Source organism: Sphingobium sp. WCS2017Hpa-17 (assembly GCF_031843765.1).
In the GTDB taxonomy this organism is placed as follows: Bacteria; Pseudomonadota; Alphaproteobacteria; order Sphingomonadales; family Sphingomonadaceae; genus Sphingobium.
The window spans coordinates 121,358-145,212 of the sequence record NZ_JAVTIV010000003.1 but is presented as its reverse complement, the minus strand read 5'-3'; the positions used below and the strand labels follow the sequence as shown (position 1 = coordinate 145,212).

The 23,855-nt window shown below is 64.0% G+C and carries 13 protein-coding genes; 10 read left to right on the top strand and 3 right to left on the bottom strand.

Features of this window, described 5'->3' with window-relative positions; genetic code table 11:
* Window positions 1–1,317: an adenylosuccinate lyase gene (gene purB / locus RQH62_RS07930; protein WP_311268229.1), complete on the top strand. Its 1,317-nt coding sequence runs from the start codon at window positions 1–3 to the stop codon at window positions 1,315–1,317.
* A gap of 99 nt (window positions 1,318–1,416) precedes the next feature.
* Here purB and RQH62_RS07925 read toward each other — a convergent pair whose 3' ends face one another.
* On the bottom strand, window positions 1,417–2,487 hold the full coding sequence (locus RQH62_RS07925) for a LacI family DNA-binding transcriptional regulator (protein WP_311268228.1): 1,071 nt from the start codon (window positions 2,485–2,487) through the stop codon (window positions 1,417–1,419).
* An 82-nt stretch (window positions 2,488–2,569) separates the two neighbouring features.
* Window positions 2,570–4,693 (bottom strand): alpha-glucuronidase family glycosyl hydrolase, encoded by a 2,124-nt coding sequence (locus RQH62_RS07920; protein ID WP_405053528.1) that lies wholly within the window; start codon window positions 4,691–4,693, stop codon window positions 2,570–2,572.
* Window positions 4,694–4,868: 175 nt separating this feature from the next.
* On the opposite strand from RQH62_RS07920, the gene RQH62_RS07915 reads away from it, so the two are divergent.
* The 8 genes from RQH62_RS07915 to RQH62_RS07880 all read left to right on the top strand — a co-directional run bounded on the left by RQH62_RS07915 (window position 4,869) and on the right by RQH62_RS07880 (window position 19,671).
* The gene (locus RQH62_RS07915; protein WP_311268226.1) at window positions 4,869–7,247 is read left to right on the top strand and encodes a glycoside hydrolase family 3 N-terminal domain-containing protein; all 2,379 of its coding nucleotides are present in this window, start codon (window positions 4,869–4,871) and stop codon (window positions 7,245–7,247) included.
* Window positions 7,244–9,631 carry a glycoside hydrolase family 3 N-terminal domain-containing protein gene (locus RQH62_RS07910; protein WP_311268225.1) on the top strand — a complete coding sequence of 796 codons (2,388 nt, stop codon included), beginning with the start codon at window positions 7,244–7,246 and terminating at the stop codon, window positions 9,629–9,631. The genes RQH62_RS07915 and RQH62_RS07910 overlap by 4 nt, the downstream gene beginning before the upstream one ends.
* A 14-nt stretch (window positions 9,632–9,645) precedes the next feature.
* On the top strand, window positions 9,646–10,857 hold the full coding sequence (manD, locus tag RQH62_RS07905) for a D-mannonate dehydratase ManD (protein ID WP_311268224.1): 1,212 nt from the start codon (window positions 9,646–9,648) through the stop codon (window positions 10,855–10,857).
* 145 nt (window positions 10,858–11,002) lie between these two features.
* On the top strand, window positions 11,003–12,286 hold the full coding sequence (locus tag RQH62_RS07900) for an MFS transporter (RefSeq protein WP_311268223.1): 1,284 nt from the start codon (window positions 11,003–11,005) through the stop codon (window positions 12,284–12,286).
* A complete protein-coding gene (gene uxaC, locus RQH62_RS07895) occupies window positions 12,283–13,698 on the top strand; it encodes a glucuronate isomerase (RefSeq protein WP_311268222.1) in 1,416 nt (471 codons plus the stop codon). The genes RQH62_RS07900 and uxaC overlap by 4 nt, the downstream gene beginning before the upstream one ends.
* Window positions 13,695–15,161, top strand: a complete 1,467-nt coding sequence (locus tag RQH62_RS07890) for a mannitol dehydrogenase family protein (protein ID WP_311268221.1) — start codon at window positions 13,695–13,697, stop codon at window positions 15,159–15,161. Before uxaC ends, RQH62_RS07890 begins: the two co-directional genes overlap by 4 nt.
* A gap of 145 nt (window positions 15,162–15,306) precedes the next feature.
* A complete protein-coding gene (locus RQH62_RS07885; RefSeq protein ID WP_311268220.1) occupies window positions 15,307–18,177 on the top strand; it encodes a TonB-dependent receptor in 2,871 nt (956 codons plus the stop codon).
* Window positions 18,178–18,444: 267 nt separating this feature from the next.
* Window positions 18,445–19,671, top strand: a complete 1,227-nt coding sequence (locus RQH62_RS07880) for an SGNH/GDSL hydrolase family protein (protein ID WP_311268371.1) — start codon at window positions 18,445–18,447, stop codon at window positions 19,669–19,671.
* Here the strand turns inward: RQH62_RS07880 and RQH62_RS07875 are convergent.
* Entirely contained in the window at window positions 19,655–20,146 is a 492-nt protein-coding gene (locus RQH62_RS07875) for an Lrp/AsnC family transcriptional regulator (protein ID WP_311268219.1), read from the bottom strand. The two genes, RQH62_RS07880 and RQH62_RS07875, sit on opposite strands and share 17 nt — an antisense overlap.
* 98 nt (window positions 20,147–20,244) lie before the next feature.
* On the opposite strand from RQH62_RS07875, the gene putA reads away from it, so the two are divergent.
* On the top strand, window positions 20,245–23,847 hold the full coding sequence (gene putA / locus RQH62_RS07870; RefSeq protein WP_405053527.1) for a trifunctional transcriptional regulator/proline dehydrogenase/L-glutamate gamma-semialdehyde dehydrogenase: 3,603 nt from the start codon (window positions 20,245–20,247) through the stop codon (window positions 23,845–23,847).
* Window positions 23,848–23,855: the final 8 nt, after the last annotated feature.

Sequence of the window (23,855 nt, the reverse complement as noted above, 5' to 3'; positions counted from 1 at the left end):
ATGGTCCCACGCTACGCCCGCCCCGCAATGACCGCCCTCTGGGAACCGGAAGCCCGCTTCAAGATCTGGTTCGAGATCGAGGCGCACGCGACTGAGAAGCTGGGCGAACTGGGCGTCGTTCCGCCTTCGGCCGCCAAGGCGCTGTGGGACTGGTGGGCGACCAACCCCGCGATCGACGTGCCGGCGATCGACGCGATCGAAGCCGTCACCAAGCATGACGTCATCGCCTTCCTGACCTGGGTGGCCGAACAGGTGGGCGACGAAGCCCGCTTCATGCATCAGGGCATGACCTCGTCCGACGTTCTGGACACCTGCCTCGCCGTGCAACTGGCCCGCGCCGCCGACATCCTGATCGAAGATCTCGACAAGTTGCTCGAAGTCATCAAGCGTCGCGCCTTCGAACATAAGCTGACCCCGACCATCGGCCGCAGCCATGGCATCCATGCCGAACCGGTGACGTTCGGCCTGAAGATGGCGGAAGCCTATGCCGAGTTCAGCCGCTGCAAGACCCGCCTGATCGCGGCGCGCGAGGAAATCGCCACCTGCGCCATTTCGGGTGCGGTCGGCACCTTCGCCAATATCGATCCGCGCGTCGAGGAACATGTCGCCGAAAAGCTGGGCCTCGCCATCGAGCCGGTGTCGACGCAGGTCATCCCGCGCGATCGCCATGCGATGTTCTTCGCGACGCTGGGCGTCATCGCCTCGTCCATCGAGCGTCTCGCCGTCGAAGTCCGCCACCTCCAGCGCACCGAAGTCCTGGAAGCCGAGGAATATTTCTCACCCGGCCAGAAGGGCTCGTCGGCGATGCCGCACAAGCGCAACCCGGTGCTGACCGAAAACCTCACCGGCCTTGCCCGCGTGGTGCGCGCCGCCGTGGTTCCGGCGCTGGAAAATGTGGCGCTCTGGCATGAGCGCGACATCAGCCATTCCTCGGTCGAGCGCTTCTTCGGCCCTGACGCGACCATCACGCTCGACTTCGCGCTGGCCCGCCTGACCGGCGTGATCGACAAGCTGCTCATCTACCCTGAGCGGATGATGAAGAATTTGGACAAGATGGGCGGCCTGGTCCACTCGCAGCGCGTGCTGCTGGCGCTGACCCAGGCGGGCGTCAGCCGCGAGGACAGCTATCGCTACGTCCAGCGCAACGCCATGAAGGTGTGGGAATCGGACGGCCAGCTTTCACTGCTCGAACTGCTCAAGGCTGACGAGGATGTCACAGCCGCCCTGTCTGCACAGGAAATCGAGGACAAGTTCAACCTCGACTATCATTTCCGTCAGGTCGACACGATCTTCAAACGCGTCTTCGGCGAGGCGTAAGCCTGATTTTTCAAGCCCGTTCGGGCTGAGCCTGTCGAAGCCCCTCTCTTCTTCTGGAAGTAGGGCCCTTCGACAAGCTTAGGGCGAACGGGCTGGATCTTATCTGGACCCCAATCGCGGCCGCATCCTTGGCGCGGCGTCCGACTGTCGCCGGATCAGTGCATGGTCCAGCACCAGATGCTCGACCTCCGCGCCGCTGCCGCGCCGACCCTTCAACTGCCGCACCAGCACTTCCACTGCCGCGCGGGCCATGGCGCTGATCGGCTGGCGAATAGTCGTCAGTTCCGGCCAGATGGTGGTGGCAAGCGATGTATCATCGAACCCGCACACCGTCAGGTCGCCCGGCACGTCCAGCCCGGTACGATGGGCGATCGCGACCGTCGCGGCGGCCATGTCATCATTGCTGGCGAAGATGGCGGTGGGCGGGTCAAGCAGCGACAAGATATGTTCGGCCGCATCCAGCCCGGACCTGTAGGTAAAGAAGCCCTGCGCAATCAGTTCGTCCTGCACGCTCAGGCCGGCTTCGCCCAGCGCCTCGACATAGCCCTCGAACCGTTTCGCGCTGGCGCTCTGGTTGGGATTGCCCCTGATGAAGCCGATGCGGCTATGGCCCAGCGCGATCAGGTGGCGGGTCATTTCATAGGCGGCCAGCCTGTCGTCGATGCTGACGGCGGCCAGTTCGCCCGGTGCGCGTCCGGTCGCCACGGCGACGGCAGGGATGCCCGCTTCGTCCAGCGCGTTCACCAGTTCGGGCAGGTCGCACAAGGGCGGCGGCAGGATCACGCCGTCGATCCGCCCGCGTTTCAGATGGGCGACGACCGATGCGACGGATGTGTCCTCGTCCCATTTTTCCACCACCAGATCGACGCTGCTGCGGCTGGCCTGATCCAGGCTGCCGACCAGAAATTCGCTGAGATAGGAGGAGGAGGGGTTGGAATAGAGCAGCCCGATCCGCGTTTCTTCTCCTCCCGCCAGAGTTCGCGCGGCGGCGCTGGGGGCATAGTTGAGCGCAGCGATTGCCGCCTCGACCTTCTCCCGCGTGGCGGCGCGCACCACCTGTTCGCCGTTGATGACGCGCGACACCGTCATCGGCGACACGCCGGCATGGACGGCGACGTCATTGATGGTAGGCGCGTTGCGCTGTCGGCGGGAGCTTCTGGTATCGGTCAAATGCGGCGCCCTTCCCCTCGGGAGCGAATGATGTGGTGACCGCGATGGTAACGGCATCATCCGCCCTATTTAAAGCAAAATATCAGTTATGCCCCGGCGCATAGGGGAATTTGAGCGCCTTGTACCAGTCCAGATCATGGGCCGGCGCTACCGACCCGGCGGGAAGGGGGCGTTTCGACACCGACTGGAAATAGGCGATGCTGGCGTCCCGCCACCATAATGCCTCGCGATGCTGGATGGTCAGGAAGGCTTCCGTTTCCGCAAAGCGATCCGCATCGACATAGGGTTTGAGCGACGCCCATGTCGTCTGCATATCCGCGACATAGCGCACGCCCCGGTCATAGCGATGGACCAGCCCATCCCACAGATTTTCGCCCGATTGCAGGCGATACTCCCATGGCACATGATGGAACCACAGCAGGTCGCGCTCCGGGGTGGTTTTCGCATTGGCCAGTTGCTTCGCGACCGGCACGGCATATTGACCCACGGCATTGCTGCCGCTTTTCGTCCGGTCAAAGCCGATGCCGTTCGCATCCGCCTTATGATAATAGACCGGGTTCCATTCGGGCCGGGCGAGGTCCGACACCCACGGTCCCGGACCATAATGATGGCCGGTGTCCATGACATGGGCGAGGCCGAGCGGCGTCATATAATCGACGGCAGCTTCGCGCGATCCCATCATCATCTTCACGACCGGCTGCACCAGCTTCGGATCGGGGGAGAAGGTCATCTCCGCCCATTCTTTCGCGATCGCTTCCGCCGACAGGCTGGTGTCCCACGCCAGACGACCGAACGCATACCAGTCTGCCTGGTTGAAGATCGACCCGCTCCAGTCGCGATCGACGCCGATATTGGCGACCCCGGCGATGCCGGTCAGCTTGTGGCCCTCCAGCGATCCGTCGATCACCTTGGCGACGGTCGATCCTTTGCCTTTGGCAAAGGTGTCGGCGTCCAGCGTTTCCTCGAATAGCGGGCCAAGGTAAGTGAGGTGCGTCGACTGGCCCAGATATTCCTTGGTGATCTGAAATTCCATCATCAGCGGCGTTTTCGGCATCGCGCCGAATAAGGGATGGAAGGGTTCGCGCGGCTGGAAGTCGATCGCGCCATTCTTTACCTGTACGATCACATTGTCGGCGAACTTGCCGTCCAGCGGCTTGAAGTCGGTATAGGCCTGCTTCGCCCGATCGTCGGGATTGTCATGCGCGTAGACGAAGGCGCGCCACATCACGATGCCGCCATGCGGCTTCACCGCCGCTGCCAGCATATTCGCGCCATCGGCATGGGTGCGGTTATAATCCTGCGGTCCTGGCTGGCCTTCGCTGTTCGCCTTTACGAGGAAGCCGCCGAAATCGGGGATCGCCTTGTATATTTCATCCGCCTTGGCCTTCCACCAGGCGGCGACAGCGGGATCGAGCGGATCAGCGGTCTTCAACCCGTCCAGTTCCATCGGCGCGGTCCATTTGACAGACAGATAGACCTTGATGCCATAGGGGCGGAATATGTCCGCCAGCGCCGCGGCTTTTTCGATATAGGGCGCGGTCAGGCTGTCCGCCTTCGCATTCACATTGTTGAGGACGGTGCCATTGATGCCGATCGAGGCGTTGGCGCGGGCATAGTCGCTATAGCGCGGCCCTTTCCAGTCGGGCAGCCGCCACCAGTCCCAGATGGATTGGCCGGCATAGCCGCGCTCCACCGTGCCATTCAGATTATCCCAATGGTTGAGCAGCCGCAGCCCGATCTTCGGCGCGCTGCGAATGTCGAGATTGTCGAGGCCCTCCCCGGCCTGCGCCAGCCGTAGCCAGTGATAGGCGCCATGGAGCAGGCCTACATCGCTGTTCGCGGCGATGATCGTCACCGCCTTGCCGTCAATGGCAGTGGTGCGAATCGCATAGCCTTCCGTGCCCAGCCCGTCCGTCTTCACCGGCAGGGCAGGGGTGGACGCCGGCGTCGCCAGTAGCAGCGCACCTTGCTGCACTGTTGCTGTCACGGCGGGCGTGGTGCCGGTCATGCCGGCAATACCGCGCTGCAATTCGGCGGTCGCGATGGCCAGCGTCGGGCTGGTCCCGGCGGCCACGATAGCGGTCGCATGCGCGGCTAAAACCGGTACGCGCGCCTGATCGGCGGGCGCATAGCGCAGCCACAGATCATAGCCGTCCTCGGCCTGTGCCACGGGCGCCATCACCGGCGTCAGCGCGGTTCCGGCCATGGCAATCATCCAGCAAAACAGGCGCGATTTCACTTTCATCCTCTCCCTAGTCCCCGAACGTCAAAGCCCATTGATCGGGCATTGACAAGTCTCTCTTGTCGAAGCAATGGTAACGCTATCAGTTTGGTCGCGGCAAGCGGAAAGATTGTCGTGCAATAAAATGGAGAGGGGCATCGTGATCCGTAACCGCAAAATCTTGTGCGCCGCATCGGCGCTGGCCTTCTGTGTCGCCTTGCCGATGGCGGCGGCTGTGCAGGCAGCGCCTGCCACAGCATCGAGCAAGACCGTCTACAAGGATGCCAGCGCCCCGATCGAGGTGCGCGTCGATGACCTGCTTTCGCGCATGACGCTGGATGAGAAGATCGCCCAGATCACCACCGTTTGGCTCGACAAGGTCAAGATTTTCGACGGCCAACTGCAACTCGATCCCGCCAAGCTGGCCGCCCAATACCCCAACGGCCTTGGCCATTTCACGCGCCCTTCCGATGCGAAGGGTGCCGTCAGTCCTCGGGTCGCACCAGGACGCAATCCGCGCCAGACGGTCGCACTCGTCAACGCCCTGCAAAAATGGGCGACGACGCAGACGCGGTTGGGCATCCCGATCCTCTTTCATGAAGAAGGGCTGCATGGCTATGCGGCCGTCGGCGCGACCAGCTTCCCCCAGTCGATCGCTATGGCTTCCTCCTTCGACACGGACATGCTGCGCGACGTCAACAGTGTGATCGCCCGCGAAATCCGCTCGCGCGGCGTGCCGATGATCCTGTCGCCGGTGGTCGATATCGCCCGCGATCCGCGCTGGGGCCGGATCGAGGAAACCTATGGTGAAGACCCGTATCTGGTCGGCGAAATGGGCGTCGCCGCGGTCGAGGGTCTGCAAGGCGTCGGCCGCGAACGCAATCTGCGCGATGGCAAAGTGTTCGCCACATTGAAGCATCTGACCGGCCATGGTCAGCCCGAAAGCGGCACCAATGTCGGCCCCGCGCCAGTCAGCGAACGCGAACTGCGCGAGAATTTCTTCCCGCCCTTCGAGCAGGTGGTGAAGCGCACCGGCATCGAAGCGGTCATGGCCAGCTATAATGAAATCGACGGCGTCCCCAGCCATGCCAATCGCTGGCTGCTGGAAGGCGTGCTGCGCGAAGAATGGGGCTTCAAGGGCGCGGTCGTGTCCGACTATTCGGCGGTCGACCAGTTGATGAGCATCCACCATATCGCCGCCAATCTGGAGGAAGCCGCGATCCGCGCATTGGATGCCGGCGTCGACGCGGACCTGCCCGATGGCCTGTCCTATGCGACGCTGGGCAAACTGGTGCGCGAGGGTAAGGTGAGCGAGGCGAAGGTCGATCTCGCCACTCGCCGCATGCTGGACCTGAAGTTCCGTGCCGGCCTGTTCGAACATCCCTATGCCGATGCTGCCGCGTCGGAAAAGATCACCAACAATGCCGAAGCCCGCGCATTGGCGCTGAAATCGGCGCAGCGGTCGATCACCCTGCTCAAGAATGACGGCATGCTGCCGCTGAAGCCCGAAGGCACGATCGCCGTCATTGGGCCGAGCGCCGCCGTCGCGCGTCTGGGCGGCTATTATGGTCAGCCGCCGCACACGGTATCGATCCTCGACGGGATCAAGGCGAAGGTCGGCGCGCGCGCGAACATCGTCTTCGCGCAGGGTGTGAAGATCACCGAAAATGACGACTGGTGGGAAGACAGCGTCACCAAGTCCGACCCCGCAGAAAACCGCAAGCTGATCGCGCAGGCGGTCGAGGCGGCGAAGAATGTGGACCGCATCGTCCTGACGCTGGGCGACACCGAACAGTCGAGCCGCGAAGGCTGGGCTGACAATCATCTGGGCGACCGCCCGTCGCTCGATCTGGTCGGCGAGCAGCAGGAACTGTTCGATGCCTTGAAGGCATTGGGCAAGCCGATCACCGTCGTCCTGATCAACGGCCGCCCGGCCTCGACCGTGAAGGTCAGCGAGCAGGCCAACGCCATCCTCGAAGGCTGGTATCTGGGCGAGCAGGGCGGCAATGCCGTTGCAGACGTCCTGTTCGGTGATGTGAACCCCGGCGCGAAACTGCCCGTCACCGTGCCGCGCTCGGTCGGTCAGTTGCCGATGTTCTACAATGCCAAGCCTTCGGCGCGTCGTGGATATCTGTTCGATACCACTGACCCGCTCTACCCCTTCGGTTTCGGCCTCAGCTACACGACGTTCGATCTGTCGGCCCCGCGTCTGGCGGCGACCAGCATCGGCACCGGCGGCAAGACGACTGTCTCGGTCGATGTCCGCAACACCGGCGCGCGCGAAGGCGACGAGGTTGTCCAGCTCTATATCCGCGACAAGGTCAGCAGCGTCACCCGCCCGATCAAGGAATTGAAGGGCTTCCGGCGCGTTACGCTCAAGCCGGGCGAAACCCGCACCGTCACCTTCACGATCAGCCCCGAAAGCCTCCAGATGTGGGATGCCGACATGCACCGCGTGGTCGAGCCGGGCGATTTCGAGATCATGACCGGCAACAGCTCGGTCGCCCTCAAATCGGCCACGCTGACGGTGAAGCCATGAGCGCCGGTATCGCACCCAAGGTCGCCCGCCGGCAGGCACTCGGCCTGCTCGCCTCCACCTCCTTCTTCGCGGCGGCGCCTGCCGTTGCGGCAAAGGCGAAGGGCCCGCTCTACAAGGATGCCTCCGCCCCCATCGACCTGCGCGTGCGCGACTTGCTCGGCCGCATGACGCTGGAGGAGAAGGTCGGCCAGATCATCGCGCTCTGGGCGACCAAGGCGGATATCATGGATGACCTGACCTTCTCGCCGACGAAGGCGAGCAAGGCCTATCCCAACAGTTTCGGCCAGATCACCCGCCCCTCCGACCGGCGCGGCGCCCCTGATGGATCGCAGCAGGCCGGCGGCGTCGGCGCGCGCTGGCGCACGCCGGCCGATACGGTCGCCTTCATCAACGCCGTCCAGAAATGGGCCACGCAAGAAACGCGCCTCGGCATCCCGGTGCTGTTCCATGAGGAATCGCTCCATGGCTATATGGCGACCGACGCCACCATGTTCCCGATGGCGATCGGTATGGCCGGCGCCTTCGACCGCGACCTGATGCGCGACGTCCAATCCGTCATCGCCCGCGAAGTCCGCGCGCGCGGCGTCCATCTGGCGCTCTCGCCGGTGGTGGACATCGCCCGCGACCCGCGCTGGGGCCGGATCGAGGAAACTTTTGGCGAAGACCCCTATCTCTGTGGCGAAATGGGTGTCGCGGCGGTGCTGGGCCTGCAAGGCGAAAGCAAGCAGCTCGGCCCGGACAAGGTTATGGCCACGCTCAAGCATATGACCGGCCATGGCCAGCCCCAGAGCGGCGAGAATATCGCGCCAGCCCCGATCAGCCAGCGGGAGTTGCGGGAGAATTTCTTCCCGCCCTTCCGTCAGGTCGTGAAGCGCACCGGCATCGCCGCCGTCATGCCATCCTATAACGAGATTGACGGCGTCCCGTCGCACCAGAATAAGTGGCTGCTCGGCGACATTTTGCGCGGCGAATGGCATTTCGACGGCGCGGTGGTCAGCGATTATGGCGCGGTCCACGAACTCGACACCATCCACCATGTCCAGCCCGACCCGGAGGCATCGGCTCGCGCCGCCCTCCGCGCCGGCGTCGATTGCGAGTTGCCCGATGGGATGACCTATCGGACGCTCGTGGAACAGGTCCGCGCGGGCAAGGTGCCCTCCGAAGCGGTCGACATCGCCTGCACGCGCATGTTGACGCTCAAATTCCGCGCGGGCCTGTTCGAAAATCCCTGGCCGCGCAAAGATTATGACGCGCTGACCGGCAATGCCGAAGCCCGCGCGCTGGCGTTGAAGGCCGCGCACAAGTCGATCGCGCTGCTCAAGAATGACGGTACGCTGCCGCTCGCCGCCGGTGCACACAAGCGCGTCGCGGTGATCGGCCCCAATGCCGCCATTGCGCGGTTGGGCGGCTATTCTTCCATCCCGCGTCAGGACGTGTCCCTGCTGGAAGGCGTGAAGGCGAAGCTCAAGGGCAAGGCGGAGGTCGTCCATGCCCAGGGCGTCTTCATTACCCAGAGCGAGGATCGTTCAGTAGATGACGTGTTCCTGGCCGACCCGGTCAAGAACCGCGCGCTGATCGCCGAAGCGGTCGAGGTGGTGAAGGGCGCAGATATCGTCCTGCTCGCCATCGGCGACACCGAACAGACCAGCCGCGAAGGTTTCGCCAAAAACCATCTGGGCGACCGCACCAGCCTCGATCTGGTCGGCGAGCAGAATGAATTGTTCGCGGCGATCAAGGCAACCGGCAAGCCCATCGTGGTGTGCGCCATCAACGGCCGTCCGCCCAGCTACCCCGCCGTGGTCGATGGCGCGAACGCCCTGCTGGAATGTTGGTATCCGGGGCAGGAGGGCGGCACTGCGATGGCCGATATCCTGTTCGGCGACGTCAACCCCGGCGCCAAGCTGCCCGTCACAGTCGCGCGCGACGAAGGGCAGATCCCGATCTTCTACAATCGCAAGCCCAGCGCCCGGCGCGGCTATGTGTTCGAGGATATCAGTCCGCTCTTCCCGTTCGGATATGGCCTCAGCTACACGAAGTTCGAGTTTGGAAAACCACGACTTTCCTCGCCGCGCATCGGCGTGGGCGGCAGCGTCACGGTCGAAGTCGATGTGCGCAATGTGGGGACAAGGGCAGGGGACGAGGTCGTCCAACTCTACGTCCATGACCAGGTCGCCAGCGTCACCCGCCCGATCAAGGAATTGAAGGGTTTCGAGCGCGTCACGCTCGCGCCGGGTGAAACGAAGACTGTGCGCCTGCCGCTCGGCCCCGACGCCTTCACCCTGTGGAATCTGGACATGGAGGAAGTGGTCGAACCCGGCCTCTTCGACATCATGGTCGGACCCGACAGCCAGAATATTCAGACCATCACGCTCGAAATCATCTGAACAGGACCGTCCACATGCCTAAAATCATTGACGCCAAGGTCATCGTCACCTGCCCCGGCCGCAACTTCGTCACGTTGAAGATCATCACCGAAGACGGTGTTTACGGTCTGGGCGACGCCACGCTCAACGGCCGTGAACTGTCGGTCGCCAGCTATTTGCAGGACCATGTCGTCCCCTGCCTTATCGGCCGCGACGCGCACCGGATCGAGGATATCTGGCAGTATCTCTACAAGGGCGCCTATTGGCGTCGCGGTCCCGTCACCATGTCGGCGATCGCTGCCGTCGATACCGCGCTCTGGGATATCAAGGGCAAGCTGGCCGGTCTGCCCGTCTATCAGCTGCTGGGCGGCGCCAGCCGTGAAAGCGTCATGGTCTATGGCCATGCCAACGGCACGACGATCGAGGATACGGTCAAGGTCGCGCTGGAATATCAGGCGCAGGGTTACAAGGCGATCCGTATCCAGTGCGGCGTGCCCGGCATGGCCAGCACCTATGGCGTGTCGAAGGACAAATATTTCTACGAACCGGCCGATGCCGACCTGCCGACCGAAAATGTGTGGAACACCAGCAAATATCTGCGCGTCGTGCCCGAACTGTTCAAGGCGGCGCGCGAGGCACTGGGCTGGGACGTTCACCTGCTGCACGATATCCATCACCGCCTGACCCCGATCGAAGCGGGCCGTCTGGGCAAGGATCTGGAGCAATATCGTCCCTTCTGGCTGGAAGATGCGACCCCGGCGGAAAATCAGGAAGCGTTCAAGCTGATCCGCCAGCACACCACGACGCCGCTGGCGGTGGGCGAGATTTTCAATTCGATCCACGACTGCCGCGAACTGATCGAAAACCAGCTGATCGACTATATCCGCGCCACCGTGGTCCATGCCGGCGGCATCAGCCACCTGCGCAAGATCGCGAACCTTGCCGACCTCTATCAGGTCCGCACCGGCTGCCATGGCGCGACCGACCTGTCGCCGGTCTGCATGGCCGCTGCGCTGCATTTCGACCTGTCGATCCCGAACTTCGGCGTGCAGGAATATATGCGCCACACGCCGGAAACCGACGCGGTCTTCCCGCACGCCTACACCTTCGCGGACGGGGCGATGCATCCGGGCGAAGCGCCCGGCCTGGGCGTCGACATCGACGAGGAACTGGCCGCCAAATATGAATATAATCGCGCCTTCCTGCCGGTAAACCGGCTGGAAGACGGCACCATGTTCAACTGGTGATCGACATGCTCGGCTCATCTTCCCAGTCCCGAACTTCCACGGCACCCATTTCCGTTCGTGCTGAGCTTGTCGAAGCACGCGCGCGCGCCCTTCGACAAGCTCAGGGTGAACGGATGTGGCAGGTGTCAGGCGAGAAAGTGAGCCGATGAGTACCGCCATCCCCAAACCATCCGGCAAAGTCCGCTGGATCGTCTGCGGCCTGCTGTTCGCGGCTGTCGTGCTCAGCTATATCGACCGGCTGGTCCTGCCGACGCTCAAGCCCGACCTTCAGGCCCGCTATGGCTGGAGCGAGAGCGGCTATGCCAGCCTCGCCATCTGGTTCCAGGCGGGTTACGGCATCGCCTATGTCATTTTCGGCCGACTGATCGACCGGATCGGCGCGCGCGCGGGCTATGCGCTCGCCGTGACGCTGTGGACGATCGGCCATGTCGCGCACATTTTCTTCACCTCGACCGCCGGGATGCTGCTCGCGCGCATTCCGCTGGCCATCGGGGAGGCGGGGACATTTCCCGCCGCCATCGCCGCGACCAATGAATGGTTCCCCAAGAAGGAACGCGCGCTCGCCATCGGCATCTTCAATGCCGGGTCCAATGTCGGCGCGATCCTGACGCCGCTGGTGGTGCCGATCATCGCCGTCACGCTGGGCTGGCGCTGGGCCTTCATCCTGACCGGCTTGCTGACGGTGGTTTGGCTGGCGGCATGGCTGAGCTTCTACCGCCGCCCGCGCGACAAGAAGAGCCTCAGCGCGGAAGAACTGGCGTGGATCGAAACCGATCCTGTCGAGGAAAAGCGCCCGGTCAAATGGGCGACCCTGTTTCGCCATCGCCAGACCTGGGCCTATATGTCGGGCCGCTTCCTGATCGACCCGGTGTGGTGGACCTTCCTCTTCTGGCTGCCGGACTTCTTCAACAAGCAATATGGCGTGAAGATGCTGGACTTTGGTCCGCCGCTGATCGCCGTCTATCTGCTGGCGGATGTCGGCTCGATCGCCGGCGGCTGGGCCTCGTCCCGCTTCATGGGTCGGGGCTGGAGCCTCAACCGGTCGCGCAAGTCCGCCATGTTCCTCGCCGCGCTCTGTGCGGTGCCGATCGCCTTTGCCGCGCATGCGCCGTCCATGTGGATAGCGGTGGGCCTGATCGGGCTCGCCTGCGCCGGGCATCAGGGCTTTTCCGCCAATCTCTATGCGCTGCCAGGGGACGTCTTCCCGCGCTGGATGGCCGGATCGGTCGTCGGCCTGGGCGGCCTGTCCGGCGCGGTCGGTGGCATGCTGATGGCCAAGTTCGCCGGCGTGATCCTCGAAACCATCGGCAGCTTCGGCCCGATCTTCGCGGTCGCCTCCATCGCCTATCTGATCGCGCTGGCGGTCATCCATCTCCTGCTGCCCCGCTATCAGCCGGTGGTCGCCTCCGTTCCCGAAAGTGCCGCATGACCAAGACGCTCAGCCTGCACCCCGATCGCCTCTTCCCGTCCGATCCCGCGACCCGCGACATCGCACGGCGTCTCTATGCGAGCGTGAAGGATCTGCCGATCGTATCGCCGCACGGCCATACCGATCCGCGCTGGTTCGCCTATGACGAGCCGTTCGCCAATCCCGCCGACTTGCTGATCGTGCCCGATCATTATGCCTTCCGCATGTTGATGAGCCAGGGCGTCAAACTGGAGGATCTGGGCATCCCGACCGTGGATGGCAGCGCGACCGAAAGCGATCCACGCGCGATCTGGCGCCGCTTTGCCGAACGCTATTATCTGTTCCGCGGCACGCCCACGCGCATGTGGATGGACTGGGTCTTCGCCGAAGCCTTCGGCATCGACGTGCAGTTGAACGCCGACACCGCCGATCATTATTATGACGTCATCGACGCCGCGCTGAAGACCGAATCCTTCCGCCCCCGCGCTTTGTTCGAACGCTATAATATCGAAGTGATCGCCACGACCGAAGGGCCGCTTGACCCGCTCGACCATCACCGCGCCCTCCGTGCGTCGGGCTGGGCCGGCAAGGTGGTGACCGCCTATCGCCCCGATCCGGTGCTCGACCCGGACGACCCGCGCTTCATCGCCAATGTCCAGCGCTTCTGCGCGATGGCGGGTGAAGACCCCGCCAGCTTCGCCGGTTACCTCCGTGCCCATGAAAAGCGCCGCGCCGATTTCCGCGAAGCCGGTGCCACTTCCACCGATCATGGCCATCCGTCGGCTTTCACCGCTAACCTTGCGCGCGATGAGATCGAAGCGCTCTACACCAAAGTCACGACCGGCCCCGCGACGGCCAAGGAGGCGGAACTGTTCCGCGGCCATATGCTGACCGAAATGGCGCGCATGTCGATCGAGGACGGCATGGTGATGCAGTTGCACCCCGGCGTTCACCGCAGCCATAATGCCGCTGTGCTGGCCCGCTTCGGCAAGGATAAGGGCGGCGATATCCCGACATCGGGCGAATTCGTGCAGGCACTGAAACCTTTGCTCGACGCCTATGGCAATGACCCGCGTCTGACGCTGATCCTCTTCACCCTGGACGAGGATGTCTATGCCCGCGAACTCGCCCCGCTCGCCGGTCACTATCCTGCACTGAAGCTGGGGCCGCCCTGGTGGTTCCATGATAGCCCGGAAGGCATGCGTCGCTTTCGCGAGCGTACCACCGAAACCGCCGGCTTTTACAACACCGTCGGCTTCAACGACGACACCCGCGCCTTCCTGTCGATCCCGGCGCGGCATGATGTCGCCCGCCGCATGGACTGCGCCTGGCTCGCCCAACTGGTCGCCGAACATCGGCTGGAGGAGGATGAGGCGCTCGAACTGGCCCGCGCGCTGGCTTATGACCTTGCCAAGGCGGCGTACAAGCTGTGAGCCGCCTGTCCTCCGACACGCTGGCGCAGTTGCCCGCCGACGTCACGCTGCCGACCTACGACCGTGCCGCCGTCACCTGCGGCGCCGTCCATATCGGCATCGGTGCCTTCCACCGCGCCCATCAGGCAGTGGTGTTCGACGACGCCCTCAACGCCGGCGACCTGCGCTGGGGCATCATCGCCGCGTCTCTGCGATCGCCCGGCGTGCGCGACCAGATGCAGCCGCAGGACGGCCTCTACACCATGCTGGTGCGCGATGGTGCGGCCGAACAGGCGCGCATCATCGGCGCTGTGCAGCAGGTGATCGTCGCCCCGGAAGACCCGCAGGCGTTGCTCGCCGTGCTGGCTTCCCCCGACACCCATATCGTGACGCTGACCATCACGGAGAAGGGCTATAAGCTCGATCCGTCGTCCGGCGACCTGATCGCGGACGATCCGCAACTCGCCGCCGACCTCGCCGCGCTGGACAGTCCGCAGACCGCGCCGGGCTATCTGGTCGCTGCGCTCGGCCGGCGCCGCGCCGCCGGCCTGCCGCCCTTCACCGCGATCAGTTGCGACAATCTGCCGCATAATGGCGCGCGCTTGCGCAATGCCGTGCTGGAACTGGCGCGCTGCCATGACGCCGACCTTGCTGACTGGATCGCCACCCATGGCGCCTTCCCCGAAACCATGGTCGATCGTATCGTCCCCGCTACCACGCCGGATGATATTGCTGCGCTTGCCGCCCGCATCGGGGTTGAAGATCAGGCGATGGTCAAGACCGAACCCTTCCTGCAATGGGTGATCGAGGACCGTTTCTGCGGCCCCCGCCCGGATTTCGGCGCCGGCGTGCAATTGACGCAGGCCGTCGCGCCCTGGGAGGAAGCCAAGCTGCGGCTGCTCAACGGCGCGCATAGCGGGATCGCCTATCTGGGTGGCCTCGCCGCCATCGACCATGTCCATGAAGTGCTGGCCCTGTCCGAAGCGCGCACCTTCGTGGAAGCGCTGTGGGACGAGGCGGGAACGACGCTGTCGCCGCCGCCCGAACTGGACGTTGCCGCCTATCGCCGCGCATTGATGGCCCGATTCGACAATCCGACGCTGCGCCATCGCACGCGTCAGATCGCGATGGACGGGTCGCAGAAGCTGCCCCAACGCCTGCTCGCGCCCATCGCCGCGCGACTGACGGCGGGGCAGGGGATCGACGCGCTGTCGCTCGCCGTCGCCGCATGGATCAGATGGCAGGCGGGCCGGGATGATCTCGACCAGACGCATCAGGTGGACGATCCGCTCGCCGCACCGATCGCCGTCGCCCTCGCTGATGCCGGGACTCCAAAGGCGCGCGTTGCCGCAATCCTCGCTTTCGACGCGGTGATTCCCGCCGCGCTCACCGCCGATGACCGCTTCAGTGCCGCTCTGACCCACTGGCTGACCCTATTGGAAGAAAAGGGTGCCCTTGGCGCACTGGCAGCTTTCCGCCACTGACAACCTTGTCACCTATATCGTTACCATTGTTGCCCTCGGATGTCTTGACAAAGCAGATGACGGGGTTATTGAAGCTTTAGTGATAGCGCTACCAGTTTACGCCCACCGGAGAGTCGGGGGCGGCGCTCAGGAGAGGGGATTGTTCATGTCTTCACGCACCCAGATTTTTCGTATCGCGTTGTTCGCCGCGTCCGCCATCGGTTCGCTGAGCCTTGCCCAGGCCGCGTCGGCGCAGGACGCCGCGCCCCAGGCCGACGCCGTCGCGCCCCAGGATGGCGACGTCGCCGACATCGTCGTGACCGGCATCCGCGGCTCGTTGCAGAGCGCTACCAACGCCAAGAAGGACGCGGTTGCCTTCGGTGACTCGATCTTCGCCGAAGATATCGGCAAGCTGCCCGCTACCAATCTCGCCGAAACGCTGAACCGCATGCCGGGTGTGCGTCTGCGCCGCGACAATAATGGCGAAGGCACCCAAGTCGCCATTCGCGGCCTCGGCCCCAGCTTCACCCGCGTGCTGCTGAACGGCTCGCAGATTCAGGTTGCTTCTGACGGCGGCACCAACGGCGGCAGCGCCAACCGCGAAGTCGATCTCGACTTCTTCCCATCGGAACTCTTCACCCGCCTCGACCTTGCCAAGTCCCCGTCGCCCTCGACGCTGGAAGGCGGCATCGCCGGCACCGTCAACCTGCGCAATGCCCGTCCCTTCGACAAGGAAGGCACGCATGTCACCGTCGTGGCGCAGGGCCAGTATACCAGCCCCAATGACAAGGTCAGCCCGCGCGGCGCGATCGTCGCCAGCCACACCACCGACACGTTCGGCATTCTGGTCGGCGTCGCCGGCGTGAAGACCAAGACTCGGATCAAGGGCTTTGAATCGGTCGGCTGGACCGACGGCAATCTTGGTGCTGTCAACGGCGTCAACGATGCTGGCGGCAACAACTTCTCCTGGGCCTCGGTCGTCCCAGCCAATGCCGGCCATGGGCTGGTCGCTGGCGATCCGGTCGATGTCGTGGCGACGTCGGGCCTGACCCGTTCGCAGCTCAGCACGGCGCTGCTGCCGCGCCTTGGTCGCGAAAGTCTGACCGAGGGGACGCGCTCGCGCATCTCGGCGTTGGCTTCGCTCGAATGGCGCCCCAGCGACACGCTGCATTTTGCGATCGACGGCCTGTGGGCCAAGTCGACCCGCGACTATACCAAGGTCAACATGAACTGGCAGGTCCGCAACTCCGGTCCGGGCACCAGCGCCCAGTCGACCGGCGGCATGATCCCGATCGACCTGACCGTGGACGACAATAATGTCGTGACCAGCGGCACCTTCGCCAACTCGTCCTATTTCCTTGAAGCCAGTCTGTTCAAGCAGACGACGAAATTCTGGAACATCAACCCCAGCGTTAGCTGGGAGCCGACAGACAATCTGAAGGTCAACCTCAGCGCGAACTGGTCGAAGAGCCGCTTCTTCCGTGAACAGCCTACGTGGGCGTTCCAGACCACGCCGAACTCCGGTGTCGACACTTATTATGACAATACGGGTGGCGATTATCCGTCGATCACCAGCAATCTGGACCTGAACGATCCCAACAATGGCAGCTGGCAATGGTATCGCCAGAATATCCAGCTGGTGCGCCGCCATACCGAAACCAAAGGCGCGCATTTCGACGTTACATATGGCGACGATCAGTTCAATGTGAAGGTCGGCGCAGCCTATGATCAGGCGACCCGCTCGATCCGCGCCTATGACAACAGCTCCGCCTATCAGTTGTCGGTCTGCGGCACGGGTTGCACCGGCGCCACCGGCTCGATCACGACCAGCCAGATCGCCCAATATCTGAAAAGCTCTTCGGTAGCAGGCTTCGTGGTACCGGACTTCGACGCCATCAAGCAGGCGACCAACTATGCCAGCTATCGTGATAGCGCACCTGAAACGCGCGGGGCAGTGACTGGCGGCGCGACGGGCGACATGGACGAAAAGGTGATGGGCGCCTATTTCGAAGTGAACGGTGTCACCGAAATCGCCGGTCGTGACCTGCATATCAATGCGGGTATGCGCTATGCCCATACCGACCAGGAAGTGACTGGCCCCAGCCAGGTCGGCACCACGATTGTCGACATTACTTCGCGCTCGAAATACGAAAATTTCCTGCCGTCGATCAACCTTACCTATGATGTCGCCGATAACATTAAGCTGCGTGCATCTGCCTCGCGTACCATGACGCGTCCTGACGCGGGCCAGATTCTGCCGGGAATCACTTTCTCCGATCCTTCGGCCCTGATCGCGACCGCCGGCAACCCGGACCTGAAGCCTTACACCTCGGACAATTATGACCTCGGTGGCGAATTCTACACCGGCGGCATCGGTTATGTCGGCGTTTCGGCTTTCATGAAGAATGTTCAGGGCTTCACCACGACGGTGCCGACGCAGGCGACCTTCGGTTCGCTGAACATCCCCTATGCCAGCTTGCTGTCGACGCAGCAGAATGCGTTGACCGATCGTTCTGCGGCAACCGGCGTGGCGATCAACGACCTGCCGATCACCGTGAACCGTCCGGTCAACCTTTCCGATCTCAAGATCAAGGGTCTGGAAGCGACCTGGGTGCAGCCGCTCGACTTCTTCGTGAAGGGCCTCGGCTTTTCGGCCAACGGTACCTATCTGAAGCAGTCGTCGTCTTCGGGGCTGGTGGCAGAAGGCGTGTCTAAATATTCGTATAACCTTCAGGGCTTCTACGAAAATCACGGCCTGTCGGTCAGCCTGAACTATGTCTGGAACGGCAAGTCCATCGCGCTCAACGGACCGCAGAACGGTATCACCGGCGCGGATCTGAAGGCGGACGCCCGTGGTCAGCTCGACCTGTCGGCCGGCTATGAACTGCCCTTCTTCAACAAGGCGATGCGCCTGACGCTCGATGTGCTTAACATCACCAACGAGCCGATCCGCACCACCTTCGAATATTCCAACGCCGCCTATTCGGTCTATTATCCGGGCACCTCGGTTCTGGCCGGCATCCGGGCGAACTTCTGATCCTCCCCAAGGAAAACTCGACAGGGCCGGCCGCAACGCCGGCCCTTTTTCTTGCAGGGCAATGTGCGTCTCATCCTTCCAATGTTGGATTTTATCTGATCTATCCGGGCGGTGTTCCGAAGGCGCACCGGCCCCGTGTAGGATGTGACGCTTCGCGAGCGCCTGACGAGCGCGTCGCGAACGCTTCGGCCCCGAAAAGGGCGACAACGGTGTGAACTTCGACTGTCGCGTCGGTGGCGCGTCATAGGGTCAAAAGGCAAGGCGATGATGCGTCTCTCTCTCCTCTTCGGTCTTCCGCTCGCCCTGATCGCAACGCCGATCGAGGCAAAGACCTGCACCCCAATCTGGGTCGCTGGCTGGGCCTCCGCACAATTCCGTCCCACCGGCGACGCCGAACTGGCCGCCGGCACGCTGCGCGACCAGACGTTGCGTCAGATCGTCCGTCCCTCCGTGTCCGGCGACCGGTTGCGCGTCCGCTTCTCAAACCTCGCCGGCACGCAATCGCTCCGCATCGCCGGCGCCAGCATCGCCCGCGCACTGGGCAGCGCATCACCGACCGTCGATCCCGGCACGCTCATCTCGCTCCGCTTCGACGGCGCCCCCGAAGTCGTCATCCCCGCCGGCGCCGACTATCTCTCCGACCCGGTATCGCTGTCGGCGAAGGCGCTGGACAATATCGCCGTCTCGATCCGTTATGAGGGCGAACCGGAACAGACCGCCCATCCCGGATCGCGCGCCACATCCTGGCATCTGCCCGGCAATCATCTGACTGCCGAAGGGATGTCCGGCGCCGCCAGTTTCGACCATTGGTTCAACCTCGCCGCGCTGGAAGTGGAGCGCTGCGCGCCCGCCAAACTCATCGTTGCGCTGGGCGATTCCATCACCGACGGCAAAGGCTCCACCACTAACGGCAATGACCGCTGGACGGATATACTGGCGCAGCGGCTTCAGGCGGATCCGAAGCGCCGCCACATCGCCATCGTCAATCAGGGCATCGGTGGCAACCGCTTGCTGAACGACGGCCTTGGCCCGAACGCTCTGGCGCGGCTAGACCGTGACGTACTGGCCCAGCCCGGCGTGAAGTACATGATCCTGCTGGAAGGCATCAACGACCTGGGCACCCTGACCCGCGACGCCCCGGTCGGCGTGGCTGAGCATCAGGCCCATGTCGCCCGCATCATCGGCGCCTATCGCCAGATCATTGCGCGCGCTCGCGCAAAGGGAATCAAGGTGATCGGCGCGACCGTCATGCCCTTTGTCGGCAATGATTATTATCATGCCGACGCGCAGAATGAGGCCGATCGGCAGGCGGTGAATGCGTGGATCAGGAAAGCAGGCAATTTCGACGGCCTGATCGATTTCGACCGCGTCACCCGCGATCCCGCCCATTCCGACCGGCTGCTGCCCGCCTATGACGATGGCGACGCGCTCCATCCCTCGCCCAACGGTTACAAGGCGATGGGGGAAGCGATCCCGCTCAGCCTTTTCGACTGATCCGCTTGTGCCCCGCCTCCAGCACTGTTTCCATCGCCACGAAGGTCGATGTGCTGGCGACATGGGGCAGGGCGCTGATCTTTTCGCCCAGCACGACCCGATATCGCCGAATATCGGATGTCCGCACCTTCAGGAGATAGTCGAAATTGCTCGCCAGCATGTGACATTCCTCCACTTCCGGAATGCGCCGCACCGCCGCATTGAACTCGCGCAGCGCCGCCTCCCGCGTGTCGGACAGCTTCACTTCGGTAAAGGCGATATGATCCATCCCCAGCTTGGCGGGGTCCACGATCGCCCGAAAGCCGCGAATGACACCGGCTTCCTGCAACCGCTTCAGCCGCACCTGGCAGGGCGTCTTGGAAAGGCCAACAAAAGCAGCCAGATCGGTGACGGTCATCCGCCCATCTTCGACCAAAGCGGCTATGATCCGCCGGTCAAACTCATCCATTTCGACTGTGATGGGCTTGTTCTCCATCCAATCTGCCTAACATAGGCCATTTAATAAGTCACTCCGACCATGTTGGAGCCATTCATAAGACGGAACGAAAATCTGATCTGGATTATTCTTGTCCAATGACCGACCAGTTCCCCTTCGCCGCCTTCGCCCCCGTCCTCCGCCAGCCCACCCCGTTGCGCGAAGCGATCACCGCCGCCTACCGCCGCGATGAGGCGCAAGCGCTCGCCCCGCTGATCGCCGCCGCGACCCTTCCGGCCGAGACAAAGGCGGCGGTCGCCGACACCGCCCATACCCTCGTCACCGCACTGCGCGCCAATCACAAAGGCACCGGCGTCGAAGGACTGGTGCAGGAATATGCGCTCTCCAGCCAGGAAGGCGTGGCGCTGATGTGCCTCGCCGAAGCGCTGTTGCGCATCCCCGATACCGCCACGCGTGACGCGCTGATCCGCGACAAGATCGCCGATGGCGACTGGGGTTCGCATCTGGGCGGCGACAAGTCGCTGTTCGTCAACGCCGCGACCTGGGGGCTGGTCGTGACCGGCAAGCTGGTCGGCAGCGTGGACGATCGCGGCCTTGGCGCGGCGCTCACCCGCCTCGTCGCCCGCGCCGGCGAACCTGTCATTCGTCGCGGCGTGGACCTTGCCATGCGCATGATGGGCGAACAGTTCGTCACTGGCGAAACCATCAAGGAAGCCCTGAAACGCGCGAAGGAGTTGGAAGCGAAGGGCTTCGCCTACAGCTACGACATGCTCGGCGAAGCGGCGACCACGGCCGCCGACGCCAAACGCTACTTCGCCGATTATGAACAGGCGATCCATGCCATCGGCAAGGCATCGGCCGGACGCGGCATCTATGCCGGCCCCGGCATCTCGATCAAGCTGTCGGCGCTCCATCCCCGCTATGTCCGCGCGCAGGCTGATCGCGTCATGGGCGAACTGCTGCCGGCGGTGAAGAAGCTGGCGCTGCTGTCCAAGGGCTATGACATCGGCCTCAATATCGACGCGGAGGAGGCCGACCGGCTCGAATTGTCGCTCGACCTGCTCGAAAGCCTGGCGACCGATCCCGACCTTGCCGGCTGGAACGGCCTGGGCTTCGTGGTGCAGGGCTATGGCAAGCGCTGTCCTTTCGTCATCGACTGGATCATCGATCTGGCCCGCCGCGCCGACCGCCGGATCATGGTTCGTCTCGTCAAGGGTGCCTATTGGGACGCGGAAATCAAGCGGGCGCAGGTCGATGGCCTCACCGACTTCCCGGTCTATACCAGGAAGGTCCATACCGACGTCGCCTATGTTGCCTGCGCGCAAAAGCTGCTCGCAGCGCCCGACGCCGTCTTCCCGCAATTCGCGACGCATAATGCCCAGACGCTGGCGACCATCTATCAGCTTGCCGGGCCGGACTTCAGCATCGGCAAATATGAGTTCCAGTGCCTGCACGGCATGGGCGAACCACTCTATGAGCAGGTCGTCGGCGCAGGCAAGCTGAACCGGCCCTGCCGCATCTATGCGCCGGTCGGTACGCATGAAACGCTGCTGGCCTATCTGGTTCGTCGCTTGCTGGAAAATGGCGCCAACAGCAGCTTCGTCAACCGCATCGCCGACCCCAATGTCTCGATCGAGGAGATGATCGCCGATCCGGTCGATGTGGTGAACGCCATGGCCCATCCCGGCCACCGTCACGACCAGATTGCGCTGCCGGCCAATCTCTATCCCGAACGCCGCAATTCGGATGGTCTGGACCTCAGCAGTGAAACTACGCTGGCCGCGCTGAGTGAGGCGCTGCGGCATAGTGCGACGATCAACTGGACTGCGGAACCCGAAGGCGGGGCAGGGCCATCACGCACCGTCTTCAACCCGGCCGATCATCGCGACGTAGTGGGCCGCGTCACCGAAGCCGCACCGGAGGAAGCCCGCGCCGCCGCCATCCGCGCCGCTGCGTCGCGCTGGCCGAACAGCCCGGTCGCCGACCGCGCCATCGCGCTGGATCGTGCCGCCGATGCGATGCAGGCACGCATGCCGATCCTGCTGGGCCTCATCATCCGCGAAGCCGGCAAGTCGCTGCCCAACGCCATCGCCGAAGTGCGGGAGGCGATCGACTTCCTGCGCTATTATGCGGCGCAGGCGCGCAGCACCTTCGGCCCCGCACAGGTCGCGCTCGGCCCCGTCACCTGCATCAGCCCGTGGAATTTCCCGCTCGCCATCTTCACCGGACAGGTTGCCGCCGCGCTGGTCGCGGGCAACCCGGTGCTGGCCAAGCCGGCCGAGGAAACCCCGCTGATCGCCGCCGAAGCGGTTCGCCTGCTTCATGAAGCAGGTGTCCCCACCGACGCCCTTCAACTGCTGCCCGGTGACGGCCGGATCGGCGCCGCGCTGGTCGCCGCACCTGAAACCGCTGCCGTCATGTTCACCGGATCGACCGAAGTCGCCCGCCTGATCCAGCGGCAACTCGCGACGCGCCTGTCGCCGGCCGGCCGGCCCATTCCGCTGATCGCCGAAACCGGCGGCCAGAATGCGATGATCGTGGACAGCAGCGCGCTTGCCGAACAGGTGGTGGCGGACGTCGTCGCCTCCGCCTTCGACAGCGCGGGCCAGCGCTGCTCGGCGCTGCGCATCCTGTGCCTTCAGGAAGATGTCGCCGACCGCACGCTGACGATGCTCAAGGGCGCGCTGGCGGAATTGCGGATCGGCCGCACCGATGCACTCAAGGTCGACATCGGCCCAGTCATCACCGCCGAGGCGCGCGATGGCATCAACACGCATATCGACGCCATGGCGGCCCTGGGTCGCAAGGTGGAGCAGAGCCTACTGCCGGTCGAAGCTGCGCACGGCACCTTCGTTCCGCCGACGATCATCGAGATCGAGTCCATCGCCGACCTCAGTCGCGAAGTCTTCGGCCCGGTGCTGCACGTATTGCGCTTCAAGCGGGACCGGCTGGATGCGCTGGTCGATCAGATCAACGACACCGGCTATGGCCTGACCTTCGGCCTGCATACCCGGCTCGACGAAACCGTCGCTCGCGTCACTAGCCGGGTCAAAGTCGGCAACATCTATGTGAACCGTAACGTTATCGGCGCCATCGTGGGGGTTCAACCCTTTGGCGGCTGCGGCCTTTCGGGCACCGGTCCCAAGGCGGGCGGGCCGCTCTATCTCGGCCGGCTGGTCGCTACGCCGCCGGTCTTCGCCGCGCGCGTCAGCCATCTTCGCTCGCCGCTCCATGCCTTCGCCGACTGGCTCGACCAGCAGGGTGAAGGAGAGGCCGCTGCGCAGGCCCGTCGCACCGGCGATGCCTCGGCGCTCGGCACTGAACTGGCGCTGCCCGGCCCGGTGGGGGAACGCAATCTCTACGCCCTCCATCCGCGCGGTCGCATCCTGCTGCGCCCGGCCACCCGTCAGGGCCTGTTCCGCCAGATGGCGGCCGTGCTTGCGACCGGCAACCATGGCGTGGTGCAGGGCATGACGGTTCCGCCCGGCCTGCCGGCCGATGTCGCCGCCTGTTTCTGCACCGACGCGACCGGTCATTATGCCGCCGCGCTGGTCGAGGGCGACGCCGCCAAAATCGCCGCGACCGCCCAGTGCGTCGCGGATCTGCCCGGCCCGATCGTGTCGGTGCATGCCGACAATCATGGCCATGGCTATTGCCTCGACTGGCTGCTGGAAGAGCAATCGACGTCAGTGAACACGACGGCGGCGGGCGGCAATGCCAGCCTTATGATGATCGGCTGAGGCGCGCC

Excerpts from the sequence above, each read along its gene's own strand:
- purB (WP_311268229.1), top strand. The coding sequence starts at position 1 with ATGGTCCCACGCTACGCCCGCCCCGCAATGACCGCCCTCTGGGAACCG.
- RQH62_RS07920 (WP_405053528.1), bottom strand. The coding sequence starts at position 4,693 with ATGGCCGGAACCGCGCTGACGCCGGTGATGGCGCCCGTGGCACAGGCC.
- RQH62_RS07910 (WP_311268225.1), top strand. The coding sequence starts at position 7,244 with ATGAGCGCCGGTATCGCACCCAAGGTCGCCCGCCGGCAGGCACTCGGC.
- manD (WP_311268224.1), top strand. The coding sequence starts at position 9,646 with ATGCCTAAAATCATTGACGCCAAGGTCATCGTCACCTGCCCCGGCCGC.
- RQH62_RS07900 (WP_311268223.1), top strand. The coding sequence starts at position 11,003 with ATGAGTACCGCCATCCCCAAACCATCCGGCAAAGTCCGCTGGATCGTC.
- uxaC (WP_311268222.1), top strand. The coding sequence starts at position 12,283 with ATGACCAAGACGCTCAGCCTGCACCCCGATCGCCTCTTCCCGTCCGAT.
- RQH62_RS07885 (WP_311268220.1), top strand. The coding sequence starts at position 15,307 with ATGTCTTCACGCACCCAGATTTTTCGTATCGCGTTGTTCGCCGCGTCC.
- RQH62_RS07880 (WP_311268371.1), top strand. The coding sequence starts at position 18,445 with ATGCGTCTCTCTCTCCTCTTCGGTCTTCCGCTCGCCCTGATCGCAACG.
- RQH62_RS07875 (WP_311268219.1), bottom strand. The coding sequence starts at position 20,146 with ATGGAGAACAAGCCCATCACAGTCGAAATGGATGAGTTTGACCGGCGG.
- putA (WP_405053527.1), top strand. The coding sequence starts at position 20,245 with ATGACCGACCAGTTCCCCTTCGCCGCCTTCGCCCCCGTCCTCCGCCAG.